Here is a 17153-nt window from a genome sequence, read left to right on the forward strand (position 1 = left end):
CCGTGTCACCTGCCGGAAACCTCCCGGTGTGATCCTCGTGCCATGCACGTGATCGTCGAGGAGAACCCCGCCCACCCCCGCCTGCCCGCCCTGCTCACCGCCTACCACCTCGCCACCGAGGCGGAGAAGGGCGCCGCGGCCACCGGCCCCGCCGGCCTTCCGGCCGCCTACCGCGCCGAGAGCGAGGACCCGGCCACCGCCTTCGCCGCCGACACCGTCCTGCTCGCCACCGCCCCGGACACGGGCGAGCCCGCCGGATGCCTCGTCCTGAAGGCCGGTGCCGTGCCCGAGGTGAAGCGCATGTGGGTCGCGCCGGAGGCCCGCGGGCGGGGCCTGGCGCGTGCGCTCATGAACGAGGCGCTGCGCCGGGCCGCCGCGTCGGGCGCCCCGGCCGTACGGCTCACGGTCTGGGAGTGGCGCGAGGCCCCCCTGGCCCTCTACCGCGCCCTCGGCTTCGCCCCCGCGGCACCCTGGGACACCCGCCCCGGCCTCCTCTGCCTGGAGAAGCCGATCGAGCCCGCCGACCGCCCCGAGTCCCGCGACCGCATCGAGCTCCTCACCCCCGACGCCGTCCGCGCGCACGCGTCCGGCGGGCTCGCCGCGCTGCTCGTGGACGCCGTCGACGGCGGCGCCTCCGTCGGCTACCTGGCGCCGCTCGAACGGGACGAGGCGGCCGGCTGGTGGGCCGGGGTCGCCGGGAGCAGGGACGTGTGGGCGGCGTTCGGGACGGACGGCGCCGTCACCGGAGCCGTCACCCTCCTGCGTACCGCCACCGCCAACGGACGCCACCGCGGCGAGATCGCCCGGCTCCTCGTCCACCGCTCGGCCCGTGGCCGGGGCCTGGGGCGCCGCCTGCTGGCCGCGGCGGAGGCCCACGCGGCCGCGTGCGGCCTCACCCTCCTCGTCCTGGACACCCAGACCGACAGCCCCGCCGAGCGGCTCTACCGGGGCGCCGGCTGGACCCCGGCCGGAACGATTCCCCGGTACGCGGCCGACCCCGGGGGCATCCTGCGGGCCACCACGCTCTACTACAAGCTCCTGGCATGACAAAGGGCCCGGAAGCGGATGCTTCCGGGCCCTTCGGCCTGTCCGTGGCGGCGGGGTCAGCGCAGCTGCGCCGCCTCCGCCTGCCGCGCCTCCCGGCTCTCCCGCCGGTTGCCGCGGAAGGTGTTCACTCGGCGGGCCGTCGCGAAGAGGGGGATCACGGCGCCCAGCACGACCTGGAGGGCGCAGCCGGCCTGGAGCAGGAACTGTCCGCCCGGGGCGTCGAAGGCCCAGGCGGCCAGCATGGCCATCGCCCCGACGATCCAGCTGAGCATCGCGGCCGCGAGGACGCCCCGCGGCTTCGGGTACTCGACCCGGCTCACCATCAGCCACGCCGTGCCGATGATCGCCAGCAGCGTCGGGATGAACGGCAGCTCAAGCAGGATGATCGAGACCACCGTGAGCGCGCCGAAGGGGCTCGGCATGCCCTGGAACATGCCGTCCTTCATCGTCACGCAGGAGAACCGCGCGAGCCGCAGCACCACCGCCAGCAGCACCACGATCGCGGCGACCGCCGAGACCTTCTGCTGCGCGTCGTCCGCGACCATGCCGTAGACGAGCACGAAGTACGCCGGGGCCAGACCGAAGCTGATCAGGTCCGACAGGTTGTCGAGCTCGGCGCCCATCGGCGAGCTGCGGAGCTTGCGCGCCACGATGCCGTCGAAGAGGTCGAAGATCGCCGCGCACAGCATCAGTATCACGGCCGTGGCGGCGCTGTTGCGCGCCATCCCGGACTCCGTGCTGCCGGTGAGGTGCGGGATCAGGATGCCCGTGGTGGTGAAGTACACCGCCATGAAGCCACACGTGGCGTTGCCGAGCGTGAGGGCGTCCGCTATGGACAGCCTCAGCGACAGCGGCATCTCCTCCGCCTCTTCGGCCGCCTCCGCCTCGGCGTCGGCTGCCCAGTCGGCGGCTCGTGTGTCGGGATCAATCACGGTCAATGCGAGTCACCCCCGCGGTCGTGGTCTGTCCGACCTCGACGGCGACCTCGACACCCTCCGGAAGGTAGATGTCGACCCGCGAGCCGAAGCGGATCAGGCCGATGCGGTCACCCTGCTCGACCTTCGTCCCCTGCGGGATGTACGGCACGATGCGCCGCGCCACGGCACCCGCGATCTGGATCATCTCGATGTCACCGAGCTCGGTGTCGAAGTGCCAGACGACGCGCTCGTTGTTCTCGGACTCCTTGTTGAAGGCCGGGACGAAGCCACCCGGGACGTGCTCGACCGAGGTCACCGTGCCGGCCAGCGGCGCACGGTTGACGTGCACGTTCAGCGGGCTCATGAAGATGGCGACCCGGGTGCGCCCGTCCTTCCACGGCATGATGCTCTGCACCACGCCGTCGGCGGGGGAGATGACCCGGCCCTGAGCGATCTCGCGCTCGGGGTCGCGGAAGAACCACAGCATGCCGGCCGCGAGCGCGGTGGTCGGCACGGCGAGTGCCCGGGCGCGCTTCGAGCGGCCGGAGCGCGCGAGGCTGAGCGCCGCCGTGGCGACGGTCGGCAGAAGCCACGGCGATGCTCCGCGTGCGATGCGTGCGCCCTTGAGGCTGTCGCGGTGTGCAGAGTTTGGGCTGTGGGGCATGGATGACCTTCGTAGCGGATGATGCCGCGCTGGCAACAGGGGGACGGCGGCTTTCCGTCGATGCTATCGGTTGCGGGGCGCAACTGGGCAAGCCAGGAACCGAGTCGACGGCCGGAAGACGAACACAGGGTGTGATCTTCTTCGCGGCCTAATCGACCCAAAACCGACAATCAACCCTGGAGGCGGTACTCCTCCAGGAGTCGGCGGCCAATGATCATTTTCTGGATCTCGGCGGTACCTTCACCGATGAGCAGCATCGGCGCCTCGCGGTAGAGCCGCTCGATCTCGTACTCCTTGGAGAACCCGTAGCCGCCGTGGATGCGGAAGGCATCCTCCACGACCTCCTTGCAGTATTCGGAGGCGAGGTACTTCGCCATCCCCGCTTCGAGGTCGTTTCGTTCCCCGGAGTCCTTTTTGCGTGCTGCGTTCACCATCATCGCATGGGCGGCCTCGACCTTGGTAGCCATTTCGGCCAGCTTGAACTGGATGGCCTGGTGCTGGGCGATCGGCTTTCCGAAAGTGTGACGCTGTTGGGCATACTGGACGCCGAGTTCGAAAGCACGCTGCGCGACGCCGCAGCCACGCGCCGCCACGTTCACACGCCCGACCTCGACGCCGTCCATCATTTGGTAAAACCCTCGCCCGGTGGCCCCGCCGAGGACCCGATCGGCCGGAATGCGCAGGCCGTCCATGATGAGCTCGGTGGTGTCGACCCCCTTGTAACCCATCTTGTCGATCTTGCCCGGGATGGTGAGGCCGGGGCGGACCTCTCCGAAGCCCGGCTCCTTCTCGACGAGGAAGGTCGTCATCGACTTGTGGGGCGCGGTGCCCTCCGGGTGGCCTTCGTCACTTCGGACGAGAACGGCGACCAGCGTTGACGTACCGCCGTTGGTCAGCCACATCTTCTGACCGTTGAGGACGTACGCGTCGCCGTCCTTGACCGCCTTCGACGTGATGGCCGACACGTCCGAGCCGAGGCCCGGCTCCGACATCGAGAAGGCGCCGCGCGTCTCGCCGGCCGCCATCCGCGGGAGGAAATAGTCCTTCTGCTCCTGCGTGCCGTGCTGCTTCAGCATGTACGCGACGATGAAGTGGGTGTTGATGATGCCGGAGACCGACATCCAGCCGCGGGCGATCTCCTCCACGCAGAGCGCGTAGGTGAGCAGCGACTCGCCCAGGCCCCCGTACTCCTCGGGGATCATCAGACCGAAGACGCCGAGCTCCTTGAGCCCGTCGACGATCTGCTGGGGGTACTCGTCGCGGTGCTCCAGCTCGGTCGCGACCGGGATGATCTCCTTGTCGACGAACTCCCGCACGGTGGCGAGGATCTCCTGCTGGACATCGGTCAGACCGTGGGTCTGGGCGAGTCGCGCCATGACTACTTCTCCGACTTCTTGGAAGGCTCGATGAGCTCGGGGCGGCCGGGCTGCTCGCCGCCGCGGGCGTCGATGTACTCGGCGGTCGGGACCATCACCTTGCGGCGGAAGACGCAGACGAGGGTGCCGTCCTGCTTGTAGCCCTTGGTCTCGACGTAGACGATCCCGCGGTCCGTCTTGGACCTCGACGGGGTCTTGTCCAGGACCGTGGTCTCGCCGTAGATCGTGTCGCCGTGGAAGGTCGGCGCCACGTGCCGCAGCGACTCGATCTCCAGGTTGGCGATGGCCTTGCCGGAGACGTCCGGCACGGACATGCCGAGCAGCAGCGAGTAGATGTAGTTGCCGACCACCACGTTCCGCTTGAAGTCGGTCGTGTTCTCCGCGTAGTTCACGTCCATGTGCAGCGGGTGGTGGTTCATGGTGAGCAGACAGAAGAGGTGGTCGTCGTACTCGGTGACCGTCTTCCCGGGCCAGTGCTTGTAGACCGCCCCGACCTCGAACTCCTCGTAGGTGCGTCCGAACTGCATGGCCTTATGCCTCCGGGATCTCGAACTTGCTCGTGCGCTGCATGCCGGCGGCGCGGCCCTTGCCGGAGATGACCAGGGCCATCTTGCGGGACGCCTCGTCGATCATCTCGTCGCCGAGCATCGCGGAGCCCTTCTTCCCGCCGGCCTCGGACGTGTAGTAGTCGTACGCGTCGAGGATCAGCTCGGCGTGGTCGTAGTCCTCCTGCGAGGGCGAGAAGATCTCGTTCGCGGCGGCGACCTGGTCCGGGTGGAGCACCCACTTGCCGTCGAAGCCGAGGGCCGCGGCGCGCTGGGCGACGGCCTTGTAGCCCTCCTGGTTGCGGATCTGGAGGTAGGGGCCGTCGATCGCCTGGAGGTTGTTGGCGCGGGCGGCCATCAGGATGCTCATCAGGATGTGGTGGTACGCGTCCGCCGGGTAGCCGGGCGGCTGCTCGCCGACGACCAGGGACTTCATGTTGATGGAGGCCATGAAGTCGGCCGGGCCGAAGATGATCGTCTCCACGCGCTGCGACGCCTGCGCGATCGCGTTGACGTTGTTGAGGCCCTGGGCGTTCTCGATCTGCGCCTCGATGCCGATCTTGCCGACCTCGAAGCCCATGGTCTTCTCGATCTGGGTGAGCAGCAGGTCGAGGGCGACGATCTGCTGGGCGTCCTGGACCTTCGGCAGCATGATGCAGTCGAGGTTCTGGCCGGCGCCCTCGACGACGGTGACGACGTCGCGGTACGTCCAGTGGGTCGTCCAGTCGTTGACGCGGACCACGCGGGTCTTGCCGGTCCAGTCGCCTTCGTTCAGGAACTTCACGATGGTGTGGCGGGCCTCGGGCTTGGCCAGCGGGGCGCAGGCGTCCTCCAGGTCCAGGAAGACCTGGTCGGCGGCGAGACCCTGGGCCTTCTCCAGGAACCGCGGGTTGGAGCCGGGCACCGCGAGGCAGGAGCGGCGGGGACGCAACCGGTTCACGGGGCTGGTCATGCGGGGACCTCCGTACATTCAAGGGGGCTGAGCTTGTGAGCTTTCCGGATCTCGTCGACGATACGGCCGATGATCTCGGTGATACCGAAGTCCTTCGGGGTGAAGACGGCGGCCACACCCGCGCGGCGCAGTTCCTCGCCGTCGGCGTTCGGGATGATCCCGCCCACCACGACCGGGATGTCGGTGGCGCCGGCGTCCTTGAGGCGGTCGAGGACGTCCGGGACCAGCTGGGCGTGCGAGCCGGAGAGGATCGACAGGCCGACGGCGTGCACGTCCTCCTCCAGGGCGGCGTCCACGATCTGCTCCGGGGTGAGCCGGATGCCCTGGTAGACCACCTCGAACCCGGCGTCGCGGGCCCGGACGGCGATCTGCTCGGCGCCGTTGGAGTGCCCGTCGAGTCCCGGCTTGCCGACGAGGAAGCGGAGCTTGCCGATGCCGAGGTCCTGGGCGGTGCGGTCGACCTTGCGGCGGACCTCGGCCAGCGGGGAGCCGGACTCGGCCGGCACGGCGACCGGGGCGGAGGAGACGCCGGTGGGGGCGCGGTACTCGCCGAAGACCTCGCGCAGCGCCCCGGCCCACTCGCCGGTGGTGACGCCGGCCCTGGCGCACTCCAGGGTGGCCTCCATCAGGTTCTCGGTGCCGCGCGCGGCCTCCTTGAGGACCTCCAGGGCCTGCTGGGTGGTCGGGTAGACGAACGGGTCGCCGTTGCCCTGGCGGTCCGTGGACTCCTGGCGCTCGGCGCGCCAGCGGGTGACGGCGCCGACCACGCGGGCCTCGACGGCGGGGTCGACGGTCTGGATCGCCGTGTCGAGGTCCGCGGTGAGCGGGTTCGGCTCGGTCGACTGGAAGACGTTGACGCCGATGATCTTGTCCTCGCCGGACTCGATCCGGGCGCGCCGCTCGGCGTGCGAGGAGACCAGCTGGGCCTTGAGGTAGCCGGACTCGACGGCGGCCATCGCGCCGCCCATCTCCTGGATCCGGTCGATCTCGGCGAGGCACTCGGTGACGAGGGCGTCGACCTTGGCCTCGACGACGTGGGAGCCGGCGAAGATGTCCTCGTACTCCAGCAGGTCGGACTCGTGGGCGAGCACCTGCTGGATGCGGAGGGACCACTGCTGGTCCCAGGGCCGGGGGAGGCCCAGGGCCTCGTTCCAGGCCGGGAGCTGGACGGCGCGGGCGCGGGCGTCTTTGGAGAGGGTGACGGCCAGCATCTCCAGGACGATCCGCTGGACGTTGTTCTCCGGCTGGGCCTCGGTGAGGCCGAGCGAGTTGACCTGGACGCCGTAGCGGAAGCGCCGCTGCTTGGCGTCCTCGATCCCGTACCGCTCGCGGGTGACCGTGTCCCAGATGCGTCCGAAGGCGCGCATCTTGCACATCTCCTCGATGAAGCGGACGCCCGCGTTCACGAAGAAGGAGATGCGGGCGACGACCTCGCCGAACCGCTCCTCGGGCACCTGGCCCGAGGCGCGGACGGAGTCGAGGACCGCGATGGCGGTGGACATCGCGTACGAGATCTCCTGGACCGGAGTGGCCCCCGCCTCCTGTAGGTGGTAGCTACAGATGTTGATCGGGTTCCACTTCGGGATGTTGTTGACCGTGTACGCGATCATGTCCGTCGTGAGGCGGAGCGAGGGGCCGGGCGGGAAGACGTGCGTCCCGCGCGACAGGTACTCCTTCACGATGTCGTTCTGGGTGGTGCCCTGGAGCTTGGTGACGTCCGCACCCTGCTCCTCGGCCGCCACCTGGTAGAGCGCCAGGAGCCACATCGCCGTGGCGTTGATGGTCATCGAGGTGTTCATCTGCTCCAGGGGGATGTCCTGGAACAGCCGTCGCATGTCACCGAGGTGCGTGACGGGGACTCCGACCCGGCCGACCTCGCCGCGGGCGAGGACGTGGTCGGGGTCGTAGCCCGTCTGGGTCGGCAGGTCGAAGGCGACCGACAGACCGGTCTGCCCCTTGGCGAGGTTGCGCCGGTACAGCTCGTTGGACGCCTCGGCGGTGGAGTGGCCGGCGTAGGTCCGCATGAGCCACGGCCGGTCCTTCTGACGCTCAGTCATGTGCGGTCCCTGGGTCAGATGTTGCGGAAGCGGTTGATGGCGTCGATGTGCTTGGCCCGCAGCTCCTCGTCGCGCACGCCGAGGCCCTCCTGGGGGGCGAGCGCGAGGACGCCGACCTTGCCCTGGTGCAGGTTGCGGTGGACGTCGTACGCCGCCTGGCCGGTCTCCTCCAGGGAGTACGTCTTGGAGAGCGTGGGGTGGATCTTGCCCTTGGCGATCAGGCGGTTGGCCTCCCACGCCTCGCGGTAGTTGGCGAAGTGCGAGCCGATGATCCGCTTCAGCGACATCCACAGGTAGCGGTTGTCGTACTCGTGCATGTAGCCCGAGGTGGAGGCGCAGGTGGTGATGGTGCCGCCCTTGCGGGTGACGTAGACGCTCGCGCCGAAGGTCTCGCGGCCGGGGTGCTCGAAGACGATGTCGATGTCCTCGCCGCCGGTGAACTCGCGGATCTTCGATCCGAAGCGCTTCCACTCGCGCGGGTCCTGGGTCCGCTCGTCCTTCCAGAACTTGTAGCCCTCGGCGTTGCGGTCGATGACGGCCTCGGCGCCCATGGCCCGGCAGATGTCGGCCTTCTCGGGGGAGGAGACGACGCAGATCGGGTTGGCGCCGCCGGCCAGGGCGAACTGGGTGGCGTAGGAGCCGAGGCCGCCGCTGGCGCCCCAGATGAGGACGTTGTCGCCCTGCTTCATGCCGGCGCCGTTGCGGGAGACGAGCTGGCGGTAGGCGGTGGAGTTCACCAGGCCGGGCGCCGCCGCCTCCTCCCAGCTGAGGTGGTCGGGCTTCGGCATCAGCTGGTTGGACTTGACGAGCGCGACCTCGGCCAGGCCGCCGAAGTTGGTCTCGAAGCCCCAGATGCGCTGCTCGGGGTCGAGCATGGTGTCGTTGTGGCCGTCCGAGGACTCCAGCTCGACGGAGAGGCAGTGGGCGACGACCTCGTCGCCGGGCCGCCAGGCGTTGACGCCGGGGCCGGTGCGGAGCACGACGCCGGCGAGGTCGGAGCCGATGACGTGGTACGGCAGGTCGTGGCGCTTGGTCAGCTCGGAGAGGCGCCCGTAGCGCTCCAGGAAGCCGAAGGTCGAGACGGGCTCGAAGATCGACGTCCAGACCGAGTTGTAGTTCACGGAGCTGGCCATGACGGCGACGAGGGCCTCGCCCGGGCCGAGCTCGGGGAGCGGGACCTGGTCGAGGTGGAGCGACTTGCGGGGGTCCTTGTCGCGGCTGGCGACGCCGGCGAACATCTCGGCCTCGTCCTTGTGGACGGTGACGGCCCGGTAGGACTCGGGGAGCTTGATGTTCGCGAAGTCGGCGGACGTGGCGTCCTGCGACTGGATCGCGTCCAGGATTTCCTTCACGGTGTGCCTCCGGCGGAGAGCGTCCGGGAGCGGACGCCTGAGGGGTACGTCGGGGTGTGCTGCTGCTGTGGAGGTGTGCCGTCGGTTCGGCGGATGGTGCGGTGGCGGCGCCGGTGTGGGGCGCGAGGGTGCCTGTGACGCAGGCGTCCGGGCGCACGGCCGTGGGGCCGTGGGGACAGCCGGAGTGCGGGTCTTCTCCGCGCTCCGACCGCCCGGACGAGATCAACGTATGGCACGCCGTGTCACGTGACAAGGCACTGCGTGCCAACAATTTCTCTCAGATGCGAAAAGGTGCTCACGGATGAGCGATGATCGATCGAATGGGCCTCTGAGCTGGGGGAACGCGAAGAGGGCCGCCCCCGGGAAACCGGGGGCGGCCCTCTTGTCGGACCTTCGAAGGTGGGGGAGAAGGGCGCCTCAGCCCTTCGTGAGCGCCTGCTGGATGGTCCGCATGACCTCGTCCAGCGGAGCGTCCGTACGGGCCACGGCGACCACCACGTCACCCGAGGCGGAGACCCGGGCCGGCGGCTCCTGGACGGCCTCCTGGACGGGCTGCGCCGACTGCGGGGAGGAGGGGGCCGGACGGCCCGCGCCTATCCCGGTGCCGAAGGTCTCCCGGACGATCGCGAAGGCGTGGTCGAGCTGGCTCTCCACGTCGCCCTGGCCGCCGGCCCGCAGCCAGCGCCGCAGCACGTGGTTGTGGGCCGTCACCACCGCGGAGGCCGCCACCTCGGCGAGCAGCGGGTCGTCGTTGCCGTCGTGGTGGTCGCGCTCGTCGAAGTGGCCCAGGAGATAGCGGGTGAACAGCCGCTCGTAGCGGGCCACCGAGGCGATCTCGCGCTCGCGCAGCGTCGGGACCTCGCGGGTCAGCCGGTAGCGGGCCACGGAGATCGCGGGGGAGCCCGCGTACATCTTCATGACCTCCTTGATCCCCCGGCAGACGGTGTCGAGCGGGTGCTCGTGCGGCGGCGCCGCGTTCAGCACCGCCTCCGCGCGCACCAGCGTGTCGTCGTGGTCCGGGAAGATCGCCTCCTCCTTGGACCGGAAGTGGCGGAAGAAGGTCCGCCGGGCCACCCCGGCCGCCGCCGCGATCTCGTCGACCGTGGTGGCCTCGTACCCCTTCGTCGCGAAGAGCTCCATCGCGGCGGCCGCCAGCTCCCGCCGCATCTTCAGCCGCTGCGCGGCGGCACGGGTCCCCGCCGCGCTCTCCTGAGCGTCGGACGGGGAGGTGGCACGGGGTGTCTTCACGGCCTTGGGCATGACCCGAACGTACTGCATCGGTGCAGGAAGACGCGCCTGCGGGGGCGGGCCGCCGGAGGGCTCCAGCAGCCCGCCCCACCCCTGCCGGGCCTCGGTCGGCTCAGCGGCGGGCATATTCGCGGAAGCCGCGCCCCGTCTTGCGGCCGAGGCAGCCGGCCGCCACCAGGTGCTCCAGGAGGGGCGCCGGGGCCAGACCCGGGTCGCGGAACTCGCGGTGCAGCACCTTCTCGATCGCCAGCGAGACGTCCAGGCCCACCACGTCCAGCAGCTCGAACGGGCCCATCGGGTAGCCGCCGCCCAGCTTCATCGCCGTGTCGATGTCGTCCAGCGTCGCGTAGTGCTCCTGGACCATCTTGACCGCGTTGTTCAGGTACGGGAACAGCAGCGCGTTCACGATGAAGCCGGCCCGGTCGCCGCAGTCCACCCCGTGCTTGCGGATCTTCGCCGTGACCTCGCGGACGGTGGCGTGCACGTCGTCGGCGGTCAGGACCGTACGGACGATCTCGACCAGCTTCATCGCCGGCGCCGGGTTGAAGAAGTGCATGCCGATGACGTCCTGCGGACGCGAGGTGGCCTTGGCGCAGGCCACGACGGGCAGCGAGGAGGTCGTGGTGGCGAGCACCGCGCCCGGCTTGCAGATCTTGTCCAGCCGGGCGAACAGCTCCTGCTTGATCCCCAGGTCCTCGGCGACCGCCTCGACCGCCAGGTCGACCTCGGCGAAGGCGTCCAGCGAACCGGCCGGGACGATCCGGGCCAGCGTCTCGTCGCGCGCCTCGCCGGTCATCCGGCCCTTGTCCACCGAGCGGGCCAGCGACTTCGCGATGTACGCCTTGGCCGCGTCCGCCTTCTCCTGCGAGCGGGCCGCCAGCACGACGTCGTACCCGGCCTTGGCGAAGACCTCGGCGATGCCGGAGGCCATCGTGCCCGAGCCGGCCACGCCCACCGAGCGGACCTCGCGGGCCGCGCCGGCCGCGCCCGAGGCGGCCGGGGTCTGCGCGTCGGCGACCTTCTCGGCCGAGCCGGGCGCCGCGTACGTGTAGAAGCCGCGACCCGCCTTGCGGCCGGTCAGACCGGCCTCGGCGAGCTGCTTCAGGATCGGCGCGGGGGCGTGCAGCCGGTCGTGGGACGCCTGGTACATCGCGTCCAGGACGGTACGGGCGGTGTCGACGCCCACCAGGTCGAGCAGCTCCAGCGGGCCCATCGGCAGGCCGCAGCCCAGCTTCATGGCGGCGTCGATGTCCTCGCGGGAGGCGTAGCGGGCCTCGTACATCGCCGCGGCCTGGTTCAGGTAGCCGAAGAGCAGCCCGTCCGCGATGAAACCGGCCCGGTCGCCGACCGCCACCGGCTCCTTGCCGAGGTCCTGGGCGAGCCGGGTGACCGCGTCCACCGCCCGCGGGTCGGTCAGCACCGAGGAGACCACCTCGACCAGCTTCATCGCCTGGACCGGCGCGAAGAAGTGCAGGCCGAGGACGCGCTCCGGGTGCGCCGAATCGGCCGCCAGCCGGGTCACGGAGAGCGCGTTGGTGCCGGTGGCGAGGATGGCGTCCGGGCGGACGATGCCGTCCAGCGCCCGCAGGACCTCCTGCTTGGTCTCGTACGACTCCGGGACCACCTCGATCACGAGGTCGGCCGCGGCGGCGGCCTGGAGGTCCGAGTAGACGCGGAAGCGCGCCAGCGCGTCCTGCCGCTCGTCCTCGGTGATGCGCTCACGGGCCACCGCGCGGGCGGTGGACGCCTCCAGGGCGGCGACGGCCCGGGCGGCCGCGGACTCGCTGATGTCGATGCCGACGACCTCACGGCCGGCCCGGACGAGGACATCGGCGATACCGGTGCCCATGGTGCCGAGACCGACGACGGCGATGGTGGAGAGAGGGGTGTCCATCAGGGGACTCCTGGGAGGAAGAGTGACGACTGAAGGCGGTGCGCGCGCGGAAAAGTGAGGGGCGCGGAAATGCCGAGGGCGCGGCCGGCCGCGTGGAGGCGGCGCCGCGGTGTAAGGGGATACGGCCCCGGAGTACGGAGACGCGGGCCCGGTGCACAGCGGCGAGGGCCTGGAAGAGAGAAAAGGGGGGACGAAGGCTCTGTCCCTGAGCCACGTCGAGAACTGCCGAACCGACAAGCGCTCACCACGGCTGCGTCACCAGGCCGCGGCGAGAAGTGCGGGGGTTCCCCGCTCACTTGAGATTAACCGGCGGGTAACGAGCGCGCCAGTCCTGGGAACTCGGGAAAGTGTGATCTGGATCGCGGATAGCCTCGGATTCATGGAAAACGCCGAGGGAATCTCCGAGGATCCCGAATTCTGCTCGATGATCGATCGATTGAGGGACGAGATCGAGAAAGCAGAGGGAACCCTTCCCGCCGCATTCGGAGAACTCGCCCGCACCACCGACCCCGAGGAACTCCACCGGCTGCTCACCGCCCCCGCGCAGCCGCTCTGGGCCCGCGAGATCGCCGCCTACCGGCTCGGCGTGACCGGCGACCCGCGCGCCTTCGAGGCCCTCGTCCTCCTCCTCAACCACCGGGACCCCGAGCGGTGCGTCACCGCCGCCCACGCCCTCGTCCGGCTCGGCGACCCGCGCACCGCCCGGGCCGCGGCCGCCCTCGCCACCAACGAACTCCGCGTCGCCTACGCGCTCCTGCCGGTCCGGCTCCTCGCCGACCTGCGCGCCCCCGAGTCCGCCCCGGCCCTCGTCACCGTCCTGGAGCGACGGCTCGCGGACGGCGACCCCCACTGGCGGGTCGGCCTCGCCTGCGTCGAAGGGCTCGGCGCCCTCGGCGACCCGCTGGCCCGGGACGTCCTCGAAGCCGCCCTCCCGCACCTCCGCCTCGGCCGCGCCGCCGAACGCTCCCTGACCCTCCTCGGCGACCCGGGAGCCTGACCGGCCGCGCCGGGGCCGGACCCGGGGCGCGTCAACGGATCAGCCGGAGCTCCGCCCGTCCGTCCTCGGGGCGCTCCTCCGGGACCAGCGCGAACGCCTCCACCTCCATCAGCAGCTCGGGCCGCACCAGCGCGTCCACCTGCACCGCCGAGCTCGCGGGCAGCGGCAGCCCCGCGAAGGCCGCGTCCCGCGCGTCCCGCACGGCCGGGAGGTGCGCCACGTCCGTGAGGAAGTAGGTCAGCTTCACGACGTCCCCGAAGCCCGCGCCGGCGGCGGCCAGGCAGCGCTCCAGGTTGGCGAAGACCTGCCGGGCCTGGGCGCCCGGGTCCGCGACGCCCACCACGGCGCCCGAGGCGTCGAGCGCGACCTGCCCGGATATCGCGACGAACCGGCCCGTCCCCCAGACGACGTGGCTGTACTGGGGGCTGGGCGCGAGGCCCTCGGGGGCGGGGACGTGGGTCAGGTGGCTGGTCATGCCCCACATCCTCGCGCACCCCACTGACAACGCCCGCGCCCCTCGGGGGCACGGGCGTCGTCGGGGGGGTCGTAGGGCGTCGTCGGGCGGCGGAGATCCGCAGGTCAGCGCACGTGCCCCAGGAGGCCGTGGAGGGTCGTCCCGGCGGGCTGGACCTTGGCCGCCCGCTTCGTGCTGGCCGTCTTCTTCGCGGCCGCCGGCTCCGGCTCGGGGGCCGGGAGGGCGGCGCAGACCGCGTCGACCTCCGAGGTGCCCTGGGCGCGCGGCACGGTGCCGGTGGCGAGATAGGTGCTCAGGTGCTCGTCGAGGCAGGCGTTGCCGGCGAGGGTCACGCCGTGGTTCCCGCCGCCCTGCTCGACGACCAGGCTGGAGCCGCGCAGCATCCGGTGCAGGGCGAGCCCGCCCTCGTACGGCGTGGCCGCGTCGTCGGTGGCCTGGAGGACGAGGACCGGCGGGAGCTGGTCGTTGCTGACGTCCGGCGGGCTGAGCGGCTCCACCGGCCAGAACGCGCACGGCGCGTTGTACCAGGCGTTGTTCCAGGTGGAGAAGGGCGCCTTGGCGTGGACGTCCCAGTTGTCCTTGCGCCACACGTTCCAGTCCTTGGGCCAGGCGGCGTCGCGGCACTGGACGGCGGTGTAGACGGAGTAGCCGTTGTCGGCGGCGGCGTCGGCCTCGCCGTACCGCTCGTAGGCGGCGGTGAGCGGGGCCGGGTCCTGGTCGTTGACGTACGCGGAGAAGGCGCTCGCCAGCTTCGGCCAGTAGCCGTCGTAGTAGCCGCCGGGCAGGAAGGTGTCCTCCAGCTCGCCGGGGCCGACCTTGCCGCCCGCGGGCGCGTCGCGCAGCTCCTCGCGCATCCGGTACCAGGCGGCCTCGACGGCCGCCGGGTCGGTGCCGAGCCGGTAGACCGCGCTGTGCTTCGCCACCCAGGCCATGAAGTCCTTGTGGCGGGTGTCGAAGGCGTAGTCCTGCGCGATGTTGTCCTCGTACCAGACGCCGTTGGGGTTGACCACGGAGTCCAGCGCCATCCGCCGCACCCGCTCCGGGTACAGGCGGGCGTAGACGGCGCCCAGGTAGGTGCCGTACGAGTAGCCGAGGTAGTTGATCCGCTCGGCGCCGAGCGCCTTGCGGATCAGGTCGAGGTCGCGGGCGGTGGAGACGGTGTCGATGTGCGGGAGCACGTCCGCGTGCTTCTTGCCGCAGGCGGCGGCGAACGCCTGGGCGCGCTCCAGGGCGGTGCGCTCGGCCTCGGCGCCGCGCGGCACCGAGTCGGGGCGGACGGGGTCGAAGTGGCCGGGCCGGCAGTCGAGCGCGGGCTCGCTCTTGCCGACGCCGCGCGGGTCGAAGCCGATGACGTCGTACTGGGCGGCGACCTCGGCGGGCAGTGAGGCGGCGACGTAGCCGGCCATGCCGCGTCCGCTGCCGCCGGGGCCGCCGGGGTTGACCAGGAGGGGGCCCTGAGAGGTCTTCGCGGTGTGCGGGATCCGGGTCAGCGCGAGCGTGATGCTCCGGCCGGCCGGGTCGTCGTGGTCGAGCGGCACCCCGAGGGTGGCGCACTGGAGTCTCGGGTACGCCTGGGTGCCGCAGTCGGTCCAGGCGAGCGGGGGGAGGGGGCGGGGGACCGGTTCACCGGTGCCCGCGGCGGACGCGGGCAGGACGGTGACCGTCCCGGCGACCAGCGCCCCAGCGGCGATCAGCATTCCTGCGCGGGTGGTCATGGAGCGTGGAGTGCCCCGCGGGACACGGGACACGACCTGTTCCGCGGGTAATCGACCCGATCGGCGGGGGGTGATGACGGCGCGTCAGGTGACTTGTCGGCGTGTCGGCGGGCTCAGAGGAGGGTGAGCTGCTCGGGGTCGCCCGCCGGTGGGGCCGGGGTCGGGCCCGGGGTCGGGTCCGGGGCGGTGCGGGGGGCGCGGCGCGGGCTGCCCCGGTCGGCCGGGCCGATGCCGAACTCGGCGGCCAGTTCGTGGACCTGGCGGGTGATCCGGCGCTGGTACCAGGTGGGCGCGTAGGCCCCGCCGGCGTACATCCGCTCGTAGCGGCCGACCAGGTGGGGGTGGTGGTGGGCGAGCCAGGCCATGAACCACTCGCGGGCGCCGGGCCGCAGGTGGAGGACGAGCGGGGTGACGGAGGCGGCGCCGGCCTCGGCGACGGCGCGGACGGTGGCGCGCAGCTGCTCGGGGGAGTCGCCGAGGAAGGGCACGACGGGGGCCATCAGGACCCCGCAGTCGATGCCGTGCTCGCCCAGGGTGCGGACCACGTCGAGGCGGCGGTGCGGGGAGGGCGTGCCGGGTTCGATGGTGCGCCACAGCTCCTCGTCGGTGAAGCCGACCGAGACGGAGACGCCGACCTCGGTGACCTCGGCGGCCTGGGTGAGCAGTTCCAGGTCGCGCAGGATCAGGGTGCCCTTGGTGAGGATGGAGAAGGGGTTGGCCCGGTCGCGCAGCGCGGTGAGGATGCCGGGCATGAGCCGGTACCTGCCCTCGGCCCGCTGGTAGCAGTCGACGTTGGTGCCCATGGCGATGTGGGCGCCCTGCCAGCGGCGGGAGGCGAGCTGGCGGGTGAGCAGCTCGGCGGCGTTGACCTTGACGACGATCTGGGAGTCGAAGCCGAGGCCGGTGTCGAGGTCGAGATAGCCGTGGCTCTTGCGGGCGAAACAGTAGACGCACGCGTGCGTGCAGCCACGGTAGGGGTTCACGGTCCACTCGAAGGGCATCCGGGAGGCGCCGGGGACCCGGTTGAGGATCGAGCGGGCCCGCACCTCGTGGAAGGTGATGCCGCGGAACTCGGGGGTGTCGAAGGTGCGGGTGGTGACCGCGTCCGTGCCGAAGAGGGCGGCGTCGGCGGGGGCGGACGGGGTCTCGCCCAGATGGTCCCAGCGCACGGGGCGCCTCCTCGGTCGACTTCGTTCGTACGTTCGATTGCCTGAGTGTTCAGAATAGAACACCTGTTCTCTTGATCGTCGCAACCCGGATTTCGCGCCCCGGGGGGCTCGTGGTTCGCTTGGCCCCACACCCCCGAAGAACCATGAGCTGGAGGAATGCGATGGCGCAGGTCGAGTCCACGACGGAACGGATCATCGCGGCGGACGCGGAGACCGTGTTCGACACGCTGGCCGACTACAGCGGCACGCGCGCGAAGCTGCTGCCCGAGCACTTCAGCGAGTACGAGGTGCGTGAGGGCGGCGACGGCGAGGGCACCCTCGTCCACTGGAAGCTCCAGGCCACCAGCAAGCGCGTCCGCGACTGTCTCCTGGAGGTCACCGAGCCCACCGACGGACAGCTCGTCGAGAAGGACCGCAACTCCTCCATGGTCACCACCTGGACCGTGACCCCGGCCGGCGACGGCAAGTCCCGCGCCGTCGTCACCTCCGTCTGGAACGGCGCCGGCGGTGTCGGCGGCTTCTTCGAGCGGACCTTCGCCCCCAAGGGCCTCGCCCGGATCTACGACGTCGTCCTCGCCAACCTGGCGGCCGAGACCGAGAAGTAACGCCCGGGGCGTTCACCGATTCGAGTGGATTCCCCGTCGCCCCCGTACCGGCGCCCGCGCGCCGAGGGGGCGCGGGGAGTTCCATGAATGCGCTGATGAGCGCCGCAAGTGCCCCCTCGTGCCCCGCCGTTCGCCCCCGT

General features: G+C 71.1%; 14 protein-coding genes and 1 pseudogene. 3 read left to right on the plus strand and 12 right to left on the minus strand.

Translation table 11 applies throughout. The annotated features are described in order from the left end of the window. Window positions 1–42 precede the first annotated feature (42 nt). The gene (locus ACFXMG_RS30155) at window positions 43–1047 is read left to right on the plus strand and encodes a GNAT family N-acetyltransferase (RefSeq protein WP_383828154.1); all 1005 of its coding nucleotides are present in this window, start codon (window positions 43–45) and stop codon (window positions 1045–1047) included. A 56-nt stretch (window positions 1048–1103) separates the two neighbouring features. Here ACFXMG_RS30155 and pssA read toward each other — a convergent pair whose 3' ends face one another. The 9 genes and pseudogenes from pssA to ACFXMG_RS30200 form a co-directional block, all read right to left on the minus strand. Further along, on the minus strand, window positions 1104–1979 hold the full coding sequence (gene pssA, locus ACFXMG_RS30160; RefSeq protein WP_383828208.1) for a CDP-diacylglycerol--serine O-phosphatidyltransferase: 876 nt from the start codon (window positions 1977–1979) through the stop codon (window positions 1104–1106). Next, window positions 1972–2628, minus strand: a complete 657-nt coding sequence (locus ACFXMG_RS30165) for a phosphatidylserine decarboxylase (RefSeq protein ID WP_383828152.1) — start codon at window positions 2626–2628, stop codon at window positions 1972–1974. The genes pssA and ACFXMG_RS30165 overlap by 8 nt, the downstream gene beginning before the upstream one ends. A 170-nt stretch (window positions 2629–2798) precedes the next feature. Next, on the minus strand, window positions 2799–4004 hold the full coding sequence (locus tag ACFXMG_RS30170) for an acyl-CoA dehydrogenase family protein (RefSeq protein WP_383828151.1): 1206 nt from the start codon (window positions 4002–4004) through the stop codon (window positions 2799–2801). A 2-nt stretch (window positions 4005–4006) separates the two neighbouring features. Continuing rightward, window positions 4007–4531 (minus strand): MaoC family dehydratase, encoded by a 525-nt coding sequence (locus tag ACFXMG_RS30175; RefSeq protein ID WP_189848459.1) that lies wholly within the window; start codon window positions 4529–4531, stop codon window positions 4007–4009. Between the two features lie 4 nt (window positions 4532–4535). Beyond that, window positions 4536–5501, minus strand: a complete 966-nt coding sequence (locus ACFXMG_RS30180) for a CoA ester lyase (protein ID WP_190222292.1) — start codon at window positions 5499–5501, stop codon at window positions 4536–4538. Further along, window positions 5498–7648, minus strand: a pseudogene (locus ACFXMG_RS30185) (protein meaA); the annotation flags it as partial. The pseudogene ACFXMG_RS30185 and the gene ACFXMG_RS30180, both read right to left, overlap by 4 nt. After that, on the minus strand, window positions 7573–8910 hold the full coding sequence (gene ccrA / locus ACFXMG_RS30190; RefSeq protein ID WP_383828148.1) for a crotonyl-CoA carboxylase/reductase: 1338 nt from the start codon (window positions 8908–8910) through the stop codon (window positions 7573–7575). The pseudogene ACFXMG_RS30185 and the gene ccrA, both read right to left, overlap by 76 nt. A gap of 417 nt (window positions 8911–9327) precedes the next feature. Next, window positions 9328–10170: a TetR family transcriptional regulator gene (locus ACFXMG_RS30195; RefSeq protein WP_383828214.1), complete on the minus strand. Its 843-nt coding sequence runs from the start codon at window positions 10168–10170 to the stop codon at window positions 9328–9330. Window positions 10171–10270: 100 nt separating this feature from the next. Next, a complete protein-coding gene (locus ACFXMG_RS30200) occupies window positions 10271–12052 on the minus strand; it encodes a 3-hydroxyacyl-CoA dehydrogenase family protein (RefSeq protein ID WP_383828216.1) in 1782 nt (593 codons plus the stop codon). A gap of 379 nt (window positions 12053–12431) precedes the next feature. Here ACFXMG_RS30200 and ACFXMG_RS30205 point away from each other — a divergent pair, with 379 nt between their 5' ends. Beyond that, a complete protein-coding gene (locus tag ACFXMG_RS30205; protein WP_383828218.1) occupies window positions 12432–13049 on the plus strand; it encodes a HEAT repeat domain-containing protein in 618 nt (205 codons plus the stop codon). A 31-nt stretch (window positions 13050–13080) separates the two neighbouring features. Here ACFXMG_RS30205 and ACFXMG_RS30210 read toward each other — a convergent pair whose 3' ends face one another. The 3 genes from ACFXMG_RS30210 to ACFXMG_RS30220 all read right to left on the minus strand — a co-directional run bounded on the left by ACFXMG_RS30210 (window position 13081) and on the right by ACFXMG_RS30220 (window position 16408). Beyond that, window positions 13081–13524: a RidA family protein gene (locus ACFXMG_RS30210; protein ID WP_383828220.1), complete on the minus strand. Its 444-nt coding sequence runs from the start codon at window positions 13522–13524 to the stop codon at window positions 13081–13083. 104 nt (window positions 13525–13628) lie between these two features. Continuing rightward, the gene (locus tag ACFXMG_RS30215) at window positions 13629–15239 is read right to left on the minus strand and encodes an alpha/beta hydrolase (protein WP_383828222.1); all 1611 of its coding nucleotides are present in this window, start codon (window positions 15237–15239) and stop codon (window positions 13629–13631) included. 113 nt (window positions 15240–15352) lie between these two features. Next, window positions 15353–16408, minus strand: coding sequence for an Rv2578c family radical SAM protein (locus tag ACFXMG_RS30220; RefSeq protein ID WP_383828224.1), 1056 nt, complete (start codon window positions 16406–16408; stop codon window positions 15353–15355). 161 nt (window positions 16409–16569) lie between these two features. On the opposite strand from ACFXMG_RS30220, the gene ACFXMG_RS30225 reads away from it, so the two are divergent. After that, window positions 16570–17013 carry an SRPBCC family protein gene (locus ACFXMG_RS30225; protein ID WP_383828273.1) on the plus strand — a complete coding sequence of 148 codons (444 nt, stop codon included), beginning with the start codon at window positions 16570–16572 and terminating at the stop codon, window positions 17011–17013. The last annotated feature ends 140 nt before the right edge of the window (window positions 17014–17153 follow it).

The organism is Streptomyces sp. NPDC059201, assembly GCF_042754585.1.
GTDB lineage: Bacteria > Actinomycetota > Actinomycetes > Streptomycetales > Streptomycetaceae > Streptomyces.